This window comes from Pleurocapsa minor HA4230-MV1 (assembly GCA_019359095.1).
GTDB classification, from domain to species: domain Bacteria; phylum Cyanobacteriota; class Cyanobacteriia; order Cyanobacteriales; family Xenococcaceae; genus Waterburya; species Waterburya minor.
Genome location: JAHHHZ010000036.1, coordinates 415,044 through 427,187, shown reverse-complemented (window position 1 = coordinate 427,187; position 12,144 = coordinate 415,044). Strand labels below are relative to the sequence as shown.

Annotated in this window: 10 protein-coding genes; 7 read left to right on the top strand and 3 right to left on the bottom strand. The window is 40.2% G+C overall.

What is annotated here, in order from left to right; translation table 11 throughout:
• Window positions 1-101 precede the first annotated feature (101 nt).
• The gene (locus KME09_25895) at window positions 102-2,675 is read left to right on the top strand and encodes a DUF3536 domain-containing protein (protein MBW4537373.1); all 2,574 of its coding nucleotides are present in this window, start codon (window positions 102-104) and stop codon (window positions 2,673-2,675) included.
• 286 nt (window positions 2,676-2,961) lie between these two features.
• Here the strand turns inward: KME09_25895 and KME09_25890 are convergent, their stop codons facing one another.
• On the bottom strand, window positions 2,962-3,174 hold the full coding sequence (locus tag KME09_25890) for a hypothetical protein (GenBank protein ID MBW4537372.1): 213 nt from the start codon (window positions 3,172-3,174) through the stop codon (window positions 2,962-2,964).
• A gap of 131 nt (window positions 3,175-3,305) precedes the next feature.
• Here KME09_25890 and KME09_25885 point away from each other — a divergent pair, with 131 nt between their 5' ends.
• The 3 genes from KME09_25885 (at window position 3,306) to KME09_25875 (ending at window position 7,282) form a co-directional block, all read left to right on the top strand.
• Complete coding sequence (locus tag KME09_25885; protein ID MBW4537371.1) at window positions 3,306-3,602, top strand: hypothetical protein; 297 nt, start codon at window positions 3,306-3,308, stop codon at window positions 3,600-3,602.
• Between the two features lie 182 nt (window positions 3,603-3,784).
• A complete protein-coding gene (gene glgB / locus KME09_25880) occupies window positions 3,785-6,079 on the top strand; it encodes a 1,4-alpha-glucan branching enzyme (GenBank protein MBW4537370.1) in 2,295 nt (764 codons plus the stop codon).
• Between the two features lie 345 nt (window positions 6,080-6,424).
• Complete coding sequence (locus tag KME09_25875; protein ID MBW4537369.1) at window positions 6,425-7,282, top strand: nucleotidyltransferase domain-containing protein; 858 nt, start codon at window positions 6,425-6,427, stop codon at window positions 7,280-7,282.
• 23 nt (window positions 7,283-7,305) lie between these two features.
• Here KME09_25875 and KME09_25870 read toward each other — a convergent pair whose 3' ends face one another.
• Complete coding sequence (locus KME09_25870) at window positions 7,306-7,701, bottom strand: hypothetical protein (protein MBW4537368.1); 396 nt, start codon at window positions 7,699-7,701, stop codon at window positions 7,306-7,308.
• Window positions 7,702-8,081: 380 nt separating this feature from the next.
• Entirely contained in the window at window positions 8,082-8,912 is an 831-nt protein-coding gene (locus KME09_25865) for a M48 family metalloprotease (protein MBW4537367.1), read from the bottom strand.
• Window positions 8,913-9,207: 295 nt separating this feature from the next.
• Between KME09_25865 and KME09_25860 the strand changes: the two genes are divergently transcribed.
• From KME09_25860 to KME09_25850, 3 genes are all read left to right on the top strand, one after another.
• The gene (locus KME09_25860; GenBank protein ID MBW4537366.1) at window positions 9,208-9,549 is read left to right on the top strand and encodes a hypothetical protein; all 342 of its coding nucleotides are present in this window, start codon (window positions 9,208-9,210) and stop codon (window positions 9,547-9,549) included.
• 201 nt (window positions 9,550-9,750) lie between these two features.
• The gene (locus KME09_25855; protein MBW4537365.1) at window positions 9,751-10,764 is read left to right on the top strand and encodes an EcsC family protein; all 1,014 of its coding nucleotides are present in this window, start codon (window positions 9,751-9,753) and stop codon (window positions 10,762-10,764) included.
• A complete protein-coding gene (locus KME09_25850; protein MBW4537364.1) occupies window positions 10,761-12,095 on the top strand; it encodes a GAF domain-containing protein in 1,335 nt (444 codons plus the stop codon). Before KME09_25855 ends, KME09_25850 begins: the two co-directional genes overlap by 4 nt.
• Window positions 12,096-12,144 lie beyond the last annotated feature (49 nt).

The window sequence follows — 12,144 nt, the reverse complement described above, 5'->3', positions numbered from 1 at the left end:
ATGCTTGAGTTTTTACTTTCCCTCTTCAAAATCTCAAGTGATTTATTGGATTTGCAATATTCAACTCATTAACCCATTTAACTACTAGGGAACAATTTTTTATGGTTTCAACTTCGCCAGTTAATTCAGCTATCAGTTCAATTCCAGCTAAGGTTGAGCGCGATCCCCTGAAAACTGCCCAGGGTGTATACATCACAGTTCACGGTCATTTCTATCAGCCTCCTCGGGAAAACCCTTATCTCAATACGATTGAAAGGCAACCTAGCGCTCATCCCTACCATGATTGGAATGAACGCATCCATCACGAATGCTATCGTCCTAACGCTTTTGCCCGCATACTTAACCACAATCAAGAGTTGCTGGGAATCGTTAATAATTTTGAGTATCTCAGTTTTAATATTGGTGCGACGTTAATGTCGTGGTTAGAACAATACGATCCCGCAGTCTATCAAAGGATTTTAGAAGCCGATCGCTTGAGTAGTGCTAGATTAAATGGACATGGTAATGCGATCGCTCAAGTATATAACCATATTATTTTGCCCTTAGCCAATCAACGGGATAAAATTACGCAAATTCGTTGGGGTAAAGCTGATTTTCGCGATCGCTTTGGTCGTGAGCCTGAAGGTATGTGGTTGGCAGAAACAGCCGTTGATTATCCGACTCTAGAAGCCTTGATCGAAGAAGAGATAAAGTTTATTATTCTTGCTCCTTCCCAGGCTCAAAAATGCCGTGTAATGGCGACAGAAGATGAATTAGAGTCTAAATGGCATGAAGTTGGGGGGCAACAAATCGATCCCACCCGTCCCTATCGTTGTTTTGTCGATCGCGATCGCTATATTGATATTTTCTTTTATGACGGGCCAATCTCCCGCGACATGGGCTTCAACGATGTTTTAAATACCGCTGATAACTTAGCCGATCGTTTAGGACAAGCAGTGAGAAGCGATCGCCTTTCGCAGTTAATTAGTGTCGCCACTGACGGAGAAACTTTTGGACATCATAAAGGCGGTACGGAAAAATGTATTGCCTATGCCTTGAGCCAACAGTTCACTCATCAAGGTTGGACGGTAACTAACTATGCTCATTACCTCAGTATCTGTCCTCCTACCTGGGAAGTAAAGTTAAAGCCTGTAACAGCCTGGAGTTGCGACCACGGAGTCGATCGTTGGCAAGATGATTGTGGATGTGGCAGTGGTGGTGGTTGGCATCAAAAATGGCGGAGACCTTTAAGAAATGCTTTGGATTGGTTACGCGATCGCCTAATTACAGTTTATGAAGAGGCTGGCGCTAAATTCTTCCGCGATCCCTGGTTAGCTCGTAATGAATACATTCAAGTAGTGCGCGATCGCTCTGTGAAAAACGTGACTAATTTTTTACTGCGTCATCAGGCAAAGGAATTATCCTCTACGGAACAGATTGATGCTCTGCGTTTGTTGGAAATGGAGCGTCACACTTTATTGATGTACACTAGCTGCGGTTGGTTTTTTGAAGAAATTTCTCGCCCTGAAGGAGTACAGATTTTACGCTATGCAACCCGAGCGATGGAATTAGCTGGAGCAGTGGCGGGGATCGATCTTAAGCAGGATTTTCTCAGCTATCTAGCTCAAGCACCGAGTAATGTTGCTGCCTTTGGTGACGGCAAAAAAGTTTTTCAAGATCTAGTAGCACCTTCTCAGGTGAGTTTGCATCAAGTAGCTGCTCACTATGCCATTAGCTCTATCTTTACCGATTACCTACATCAGGAACGAATTTACTGCTATGAAGTTGAGCAGCTAGATTATCAAAAGCAGCAGATGGGTACCCTTACTCTTTCCTTGGGACAGATTCAATTAACCTCGGAAATCACCTGGGAAAGCAAGCATTTTGTCTTTGCTGCACTGCATCTGGGGGGATGGGATTTTCATTGCTGCATTACGGAATTTGATGGTCGTTTGGCTTATACAGAGCTAAAGCAACAGCTATTTAACGATCTCAAGCAGGCTAGCGCCGCTCAGGTAATCCTGAAGATGAACCGTTTAATGGGGGATCACTCTTTTAGTCTGCAACATCTGTTTGCCGAGGAAAGACAGCGAATCGTCAGACTGTTAACTGCTCAAACGAAGAAACATCTTGACCAGCTTTATACCCAGGTATATCGAGAAAACTATAGTATGCTGGCAGCTTTTCAACGAGAAGAAATGCCTGTACCTCAAGAATTAAAAGTAGCTGCGGAAGTGGCGTTATCTTACCGCTGTATTGAGACGGCGAACACCTTAGAACAGGGGATCGAAGAAGAGGCAACTATTGATAGCGCACTTGCAGAACTCACCGTTACGGCGACAGAGGCAAACTACCTCGAATGCTGGCTCAATATTCCCGATGTCAAGCTAATCTTGGAACAAACAATTGTTCGCCTCTTGTGGCGACTACTATACGACGGTAATCCTGTAACCTTAGAAGCTGATGTAACCAGGATTGAAACAGCGATCGCCGTGGGAAATCAACTACGTTTAGGATTAACTTTAGATCAAGCGCAAGAAGTCTATCTTAGCTGCTTACACCAATACATTGTGCCTAACTGTTTGCTCGATTCTACTTATCCTGACTACCATAGCTGTCGCTGGGATATCACCCAAATTAAACCCTTACTCAAATTAGGACAAAGTTTGGCGATCGATGTTAGTTGTTGGCTGTAAGATCTTGGCAAGTTGTTATTTGAGCTTGCTAGTAATGATGTTTATAGCTGTTAGCTGTTAGCTGTTAGCTCTTAGCTTTTAGCTTTTAGCTCCAAATCAATCACAATAGGTAAGGTGGGATTAGTCTTGCCTTACTTAAGTAGCTAGGCGGAATTAAATATAAAACCAAAAACAAGATAGATTTTAATGGTAATTAGTTATCTCTCCCTAATTCCCTAATTCCCTAATTCCCTACCAGACTGTCTTCTAATTAATTTGACCTACCTACTGATAATCATAGCCATACTTAATTTCCGAGCAAATCTTTTGCCTTGTGATACACTAACTTTTCTGCCTCAGTAGCTTTGGCTAAGGATTCAGCATGAATTTGTTCCAAGCTAGCAATATACTCGTGTTTCTGACTCAGAACGCTGTTAGCCTTGGTAGAAGTAATAGTTGCTAATTGCGCTCTTAAAGGAAGCTGTCGAAACACAGCTAAACGTTGCGATAAGGATGACATCAATAATTCAAAGTAGGTAAAACTAGCGACACAAAACACGTTTATATATACTTACCAGAAAACTGGCATTTATTATCGCTACAGTAGAGCTAAGAATTACTATTTAATCCAAAAATTTGATTAATTTTCACATCCTTTCTTTAAGCAAAACAACTTTAGTAATCCTCTTACTTAGTTGCCTTCAACCTTTAGCGTGTTTTGCCCTGCCTCCTGCCGAAGATGTTCCCGAAGAAATTTTGCGTACAGAGATCATTTTTGAAGGGCGATCGCCTGTAGATGGTAAACCATTGTCGGCTAGTGAATACGAGGAACTACAGGCAAGGTTGCGAGAATCACGTTTTGATCCCCAAATCAACGAAGATATTCAGCAACTTATCTTTTTGCTACAGATTAGAAAACTGATTCAGACTATAATTCCTTTTTATTAAAGCATTTTAGCTAAAAATCAATAATTTATTTGTATTGTGCTTAAAAATAGTTAAAGTATTCTTACAAACAGTATAAATAAAATTGCAGCTTTAATTTTCTGACTGGCTTCAATTAATGCCTGTTCAGCGTCTTTTTTAACAAACTGACCACATAATATACACCCCCGATATTGATACTTTAAATGTCTCTTACCATTGCTCCCGAACAAGTTAATCAGATCGTTCACAATCTTCACCACAATCCCTTTGAAGTATTAGGTCGTCATCCTTATGAAGAGAACGGAAAAGTTCACAGCTGGGTAATTCGTGCCTATCTTCCCGATGCTTCTGCTGCCTGGGTGGTTTGTCCCGAAGAAAGAACTGAGTATCCTATGCAACCAATGCATAACCCCCATTTCTTTGTTTGTGTCGTTAAAAATCCTCAGCTAGCTAACTATCAACTACGGATCAAAGAAGGAGATAACGAAAAAGTTATTCACGATCCCTACGCCTTTGATTCACCAAGACTGACAGATCTTGATATTCATCTCTTTGCTGAAGGAAATCATCATCGTATTTACGAGAAGTTGGGCGCACACAGTACCAAGATAGACGGTGTTGCGGGGGTGTATTTTGCTCTTTGGGCCCCTAATGCTCGCAATGTATCTGTGTTAGGCGATTTTAATAGTTGGGATGGCAGAAAGCACCAGATGCGCAAAGGCAGTAGTGGTATTTGGGAATTATTTGTTCCTGAAATAACTTATGGTGCTGCTTATAAATATGAGGTTAAAAACTGGGAAGGACATATCTACGAAAAATCCGATCCTTATGGTTTTCAGCAAGAAGTTAGACCTAAAACAGCCTCAATTGTGGCCGATCTCGATAGCTATCAATGGAACGATGCAGAATGGATGGCAAAACGTCGTCGTAGCACTCCTTTAGAACAACCAATCTCGATTTACGAACTTCATTTAGGTTCTTGGATGCACGGTTCGGCAGATGAACCAACAAAGTTGCTTTCTGGGAAAACAGAACCAATTCCTGTTTCAGAGTGGAAACAAGAAGCCCGTTTTTTGAGTTATTACGAGTTGGTAGATAAACTAATTCCCTATGTTAAAGAATTGGGTTATACCCATATTGAGGTTCTACCTATTGCCGAACATCCTTTTGATGGTTCATGGGGATATCAAGTAACTGGGTACTACGCTCCCACTTCCCGTTATGGTAACCCAGAAGATTTTATGTACCTAGTCGATCAATGTCATCAAAATGGCATTGGCATAATTGTTGACTGGGTTCCTGGTCATTTCCCGAAAGATGGTCATGGTTTAGCATTTTTTGATGGAACTCACCTCTACGAACATAGCGATCCGCGCAAGGGTGAACATAAGGAATGGGGAACTTTGGTTTTTAACTATCATCGCAACGAAGTACGTAATTTCCTAGTAGCAAATGCCCTCTTCTGGTTTGATAAATATCATATCGATGGTATTAGAGTCGATGCAGTAGCCTCAATGCTTTATCTCAACTACTGCCGTAAAGATGGAGAGTGGATTGCCAACGAATATGGTGGTTGTGAAAATATCGAAGCTGCAAATTTCTTACGTCAGGTCAACAGTTTGTTGTTTAGCTACTATCCAGGGGTACTATCTATCGCTGAAGAATCTACCTCTTGGCCTATGGTTTCCTGGCCTACCTATACTGGTGGTTTAGGCTTCAATATGAAGTGGAATATGGGCTGGATGCACGATATGTTGGATTATTTCAGCATGGATCCCTGGTTTCGCCAATTTCATCAAAACAACCTGACTTTCAGTATGTGGTATCACCACAGCGAAAACTACATGCTGGCGCTATCTCATGATGAAATTGTACATGGGAAAAGCAATATCATTGGTAAGATGCCTGGGGACGAATGGCAAAAATTTGCTAACGTGCGTTGTTTGTTTGGCTATATGTTTACCCATCCTGGCAAAAAGACTATGTTTATGAGCATGGAATTTGCCCAGTGGAGTGAGTGGAATGTTTGGATAGATCTAGAATGGGATCTCCTCAACTATCATAGTCACAAAGCTTTGAAGCAGTTTTTTTGTGATCTAAATAGGATCTATAAGAGTGAACCCGCACTATATAGCAGAGATTTTGAAGAAGAAGGTTTCCAATGGATCGACTGTAGCGATAATCGTCATAGCGTCGTGGCATTTATTCGTCGAGGCAAAGATCCTAACGAGTTTATAGTTGCCGTGTGTAATTTCACTCCTCAACCCCACAGTCACTATCGAATTGGTGTTCCTGAAAAGGGTTTTTATACCGAAATATTTAACAGTGATGCTGGCAAGTATGGCGGCAGCAATATGGGTAACTATGGTGGTAAATGGACTGATGATTGGTCTTGCCACAATATGCCTTTTTCGTTAGACCTCTGTTTGCCTCCTTTAGGTGTCTTGATGTTGAAGCTAGACCGCAAAAAAACTCAGGCAGCTTTGGAAGGGAATTAATCAGAATATAAATTAGATCGCCGTGCCTGCTAGGCAATGACTTTTCCCTTCACTGCTACGGTGGTGATTATCTACCATTGCCTAAACGGTTTCACGAAATCGATTAATTTGTTGAGTAGTATAGTATCAAGTTCGCAAACTTCGCGTTGCCGAACTTGATTTTTCCTTACTGCGGTATACGCTATCGGCTATGATGCAAAAATGCCAAAGTGAAATATCATACGGTGATGTATAGTTTGTGTGTGGCTCAGGTATGGTATATGCTGGGAAACTTGTTTGATAACATCTAACATATGCCATTTTTTTTGGATTGGGGGTGAAAATAAAGCTAAAAATGGAGCTAACATGAATGAGCAGCTACCTCAATTCATAGAGCGCGTTGTAGCCCGTTTGCGATCAATTCAGGGAATTGCAGCGATCGCTTTAGGGGGTTCCAGAGCAAGAGGTAATTATACCCAAAAGTCAGATGTGGATCTGGGAATTTATTACAAACCAGAGAGTTCATTTGATCTAATTTCTCTAAATCATCTTGCTTCTGAACTTGACGATAACCATCGCGCAAATTTAATTACCTCAATTGGTGAATGGGGAAGATGGATCAATGGTGGTGGTTGGCTAAAAGTAGAAGGTATATCTGTAGATTTTCTCTATCGTGATCTGGCTCAGGTTAACGGTGTTATTGATGATTGTCATGAGGGAAAAATCACGATTGATTATCAACCTGGACATCCCCACGGCTTTGTGTCCTCCATTTATATGGGTGAGGTTGCCATTGGTCTGCCACTTTACGATCCAGATGGTATTTTAGACGCTCTAAAGGCTAAAACAAAACTCTATCCAATTGGGTTAAAACAAGCCACAATTAATAAGTTTGCCTGGGAAATTAGTTTCTCACTGTTTGTTGCCCAAAAGGCAGTTGCACGCGGTGATGTTGCTTATGCAGCAGGCTGTTGTTTCCGCAGCGTGGCTTGTATGAATCAGGTGTTATTTGCACTCAATGAAGAGTACTTATTGAATGAAAAGGGCGCAGTGGCAATTGCCAAGAGCTTTGCGCTTTGTCCACAGAAATATCAAGAACGGATTGAAACCGTGTTTGCTTTGTTATCAGTTGATGCAAAATCAATCATGGATGCGATCGCCATCCTGGATGAAATTGAGCAGGATTTGAGCCAATGGTATGGCAATCGTCGGTTAGCCGTGTAAATCCTAGAAACTTAGCAACGTCATTATTCAGGGAGAGTACTAAAGACTTTTCTCACAGACTGCTGCGCTTTAGATTCTAATAGCTGCCAGTCCACCTCTCCTAAATCATCTAGAAGACGAGTATCTATTTCTACGGGATAAGCAGCCTCATTCTCTTGACTAAAGATGTGTTGAATTGGCTCATATTCTTGAAAACAAACCTTGTAACAAAGTTCCCAAATATCAATCTCTATTTGATAATTAGAGGAAGTAAGACAAAGGTGATAGCCAGGGATCGGTGCTGTGACCTCTTTATATGTTCCTTTCCAATGAGAATTTTCTATTTCCTTACGAATATTATCTATAACTCTGAGCATAGCTGGCTGCATCAACACCTGAGCTTGCTCCCACGCTAATGTATTTTTAAAAGTTGGTTTCATGATGAACCTGATGATTTTGAGTTCAAACTGATTATTTTTTAGCTATAAGTTTTAAACTACTACACAGAGGTCAACATCAATTCACCTAACCACATAATTGAAAATTAAATTAAGACCTAATGTTACGTATTTTTAAGTCAATGTAATTCCCTCATAGTTTGGCGATCGCCTGTCCGCACCAACTCTAACAATACGATCGCGTTTACAATTCATTTAAGCGGGAATTTGCGTTTCTATGTATTCAACAAAACTAGATGGTTGTGGAATATCATCGCCATCTTCTATCATTCCTTTTTATTTTTATTGCTGATAATTTTGGCGATCGCCTGTCCACACCAACTTCAACAATGCGATCGCTTTACTGCTTTTAACTAATTTTCTTAAAGCAAAGAAAGTACGTTATTACTATACTCTGTAGGATCTTGTCCTTTGTTGCTATTGGAAATTTGGGTATTTTGAGAAATCGCTTTAATTCTATTCTCGCTGGTAGGATGGGTACGAATAAATTCTGGTGTGTTGCCACTGCTTTCTAATTTAGCGAGAAAGTCAGCAAAAGCCTGGGCAGGATAGCCAGACTGCTGTAATATCTTTAAACCGCTATTATCGGCTTCATATTCAAAAGAGCGGCTTTGAGGTAAGTCTAGCGTTAATTGGTAAGCTATTTGCGCCAACTGACTAGTTTCTACTCCTGCTGCTCCAGCGATCCCTTGAGCTGCCACCGCCTGCTTCAAAGCTTTCACACCGTGCTTTTCATTGATGTGAGCAATCTCGTGAGCCATTACGGATGCTAATTGCGCTCTATTTTCGGCAGTTTTTAATAAGCCAGTAGTAACGTAAACAAATCCGCCAGGAGTAGCAAAGGCATTAACTTCGTCGCTGCTAACTACCTGAAAATTAAATGGAATGTCTCGACTATCGCTAGCACTAACCAACTCTTGTCCCAGATCGCTGACGTATTGCTGAATCTGCGAATTATTATAAAGCTGATACTGGCTTAACACCTGTTGATTGGTCTGTTTGCCGATTTCGATTTCCTGTTCATCAGAAATATTTGCTATCTGAACGTACTGCACTGTACCTTTAATTACGTCAGTAATGTCAATCGCCAAGCTTTGTGATGCCGATACTGAAATATTACTAACAGTAATGACGGACGTTGCTAATAATAGCTGAAACCAAGTTTGTCTTTTTGACAAGTGATAATTTATCATAACTTTATACTTGTACTTATACTTGCTAATAATTTATTTAATGAAATATTTTTATGATAGATCGTTTCGTTGAAGCTGGAGCAAAACAAGTTTTTTGCAGGAAAATTTGAGAGTTACGGTGTAATTTGTATTTTCTGACTAGATTAAAAATATACCTTTAGATGGATTGCTAAGATAATAATTGTCTTTTAGCAGTTAACTTAAGCCAAGACTTTATATCTTTGGTGGGATGTTGTTACAAAGCGATCGCAGTCATTATAGAGAATAATTAAGAATCATATTTTGAGGTCAGTTTATGTCATTCAACAAGTTAAACAACTGGTTAAAGTCTTCTATTCGTGCTGTATTAACTGTATTTGTATGTGGATTACTATTTCTTTCGGTTGCTAACCCTGCTCAAGCAGTGACCAGTAAAACTACTGACGGCGAAGCGAGACTAAACAATATTCAAGACAAAACAGATGATGTTGCTCGTTCTGCTCCTCTGGGAATTGAAGAAGTAACGAAAGAGTCGCAAAAAGGATTGAACGAAGTACAGGGTGCAGCAGATCAAGAGAAAATGGTTTCACCCGATGAAACGGATGCCACCAGCGTTAAAGACAAAGCAGCTAATTTCTTTGACAACTTAACTAAATAGAAGCTAATTCAAAGCCATATTATTAAAGCGTCAAACATCAAAAAAATAATCTTCGGCTTTTAGGTTCAAACTAATTATTCCTAGCTTTTAATAAATATCCTGGCTGTATCAACCATCTTAGGTCATGCAGTCAGGATTTTTAATATCATTTAAAGATCGATTAATTGTCAAGCAACCCATAACAGTTATCCAACATTTAACATGAATTCCCCAACCAATTTTATTGCTGAAGTAATTTCAACCGTAAGCAATTTAACTGAAGCTGCAACTGCCGAAACTCAAAAAATCTTAGAAAAAACCACTGTATCTACAGGAGAGACTTTAGAATGGATTTCTTCTAACCCTGTACTGCAAGCAGCAGATAAGCTCATTGGCTTAGACTGGATAAAGCCCTTTCTCGGTAAAGCAGATACTACCAAAATCAAGCAAGTTGTGGCGGAAATGCGATCGCAATATCCTCATGAAACAGCAGATCAAATTGCCCAGCGTTTAATCATTCAGAAAACTTGGTCAGGTGGACGCTTAGGACTACTGACTAATATCATACCTCCCATTGCAGCCCTCTTTTTGGGTATAGAATTAATTGCCACCACCAAGCTGCAAACGGAAATGGTCTATGAAATTGCAGCAGCTTATGACTTAGATCTAAATGAACCTGCCAGACGAGGAGAAGTTTTGGCAATTTTTGGTTTATCTTTAGGCGCAGATGTTTTAAAAACAAGTTTAAGCGTGGTGGAGATTATTCCAGGAATTGGCGCAGTGATCGGTGCTTCGACAAATGCAGCTATGCTATATGTTTTGGGGCAAACAGCCTGTCGTTTTTATCAAGCCAAAGTTAATCATTCAGAAGTCTCGATGCAGACAAAAACTGATACAGATTGGCAAGTAGCTTTAAAACAGTCTGAAATCATGGATCGGATCTTGGCGCATATGATCCAGGTAAGTTATCCAGAGCAAACTTGGGCAGAAATCTTACCTCAAGTAAAAACAATATCGCCTTCTTCTGTCGAAACTATTGCCGTCAATCTCAAACAACGTCATGATTTATCGGCATTACTTGAAGAATTAATTCCTGAGTTTGCATCTTTAACTTGGAAAAGATGTTATGACATTGCTATTTCTCAAGGTAATATTACCCCAAAAGAACAAGAAATTTTGAGTCAAATCGCCATTAAATTCAATCTAGATTTGTCAGCGCTCAGCAGTGAAAAATGAACAATAAACAAGTAATCCCCAGTATGAACATTCGGCAACAACAGTTGATTGCAGAAACTGCTTTGCGGATTCGTAAATCATTAGATTTATCAGAAATACTTGATACCGCAGTTAAAGAAGTACAGCTTTTAATCAATTGCGATCGCGTAGTAATCTATCGATTTACCTCAGATCTGAGTGGTGATATTGTTGCTGAGTCAGTCAAACTTGGTTGGAAAAAATCTTGGGGACAAAATATAGTCGATACCTGCTTTCAAGAACAAGGTGCAGCTAGATATGAACAAGGCGAAACTTTGGCAATTGATGATATTCATGAATATGGACTGTCCTCATGTCATATTAAGCTCTTAGAAGAGTTTCAGGTCAAAGCCCATATAGTTTGCCCTCTATTACTTGCACCTAGTTCAGCACCAAAATGTCCTCAGCTTTGGGGTTTACTAATTGCTCATCAGTGTAGCAGTCCCCGTCATTGGCTAACTAATGAAGTGGAATTATTAGACAAATTATCAGTCCAGTTAGCGATCGCCATCCAGCAGGCTGAGTTATTAGATAGTTTACAAAGAGAATTAGAAATTAGAAAACAGGCAGAAAATTCCCTGAAAGAAAAGGCGATCGAGTTGGAATGGTCTAACCGAGAATTACTTAAAATTACATCTTTGCTGAAAAACCGTAATCGGGAGTTAGATCATTTTGCTTACGTCACCTCTCACGATCTCAAAGCACCACTAAGGGCGATCTCGAATTTAGCAACTTGGTTGAGTGAAGATCTAGAGGGACAAATTCCCGCCGAAAATCAACAGCAACTCGATCTCATGCAGTCTCGGGTTAAGCGGATGGATGGCTTGATCCAAGGTTTATTAGAATATTCTCGTGTGGGGAGGCAAAATATCTCAGTCACAGTTGTTAATTTAAGCGAATTAATCAATGAGGCGATCGATTTTCTCTCTCCTCCCCCAGAATTTGAAATTGAAGTTCCGCCTAATCTACCTACCTTAACCACCCAAGCCCTTTCATTACAGCAAGTTTTTACCAACTTAATTAGCAATGCGATTAAATATCATCATCAACAACAGGGCAAAATTACCATCTTGGTAGAAGAACAAGAGGAGTTTTATCAATTTGGCGTGCAAGATGACGGATTAGGGATCGATCCGCAGTATCACGATCGCATCTTCACCATCTTCCAAACTCTGCAAGCTAGAGACTCGATTGAAAGCACAGGCATTGGTCTCTCAATTGTCAAAAAGATTGTCGAAAGTCAAGGAGGCAAAATATGGGTCGAATCTCAACTTGGGGAAGGAGCAACTTTTTATTTTACCTGGCGCAAGTAGGGGAAATAGGTAGTAGGTAATAGGTAATAGGTAATAGGTAGAAAGCAAC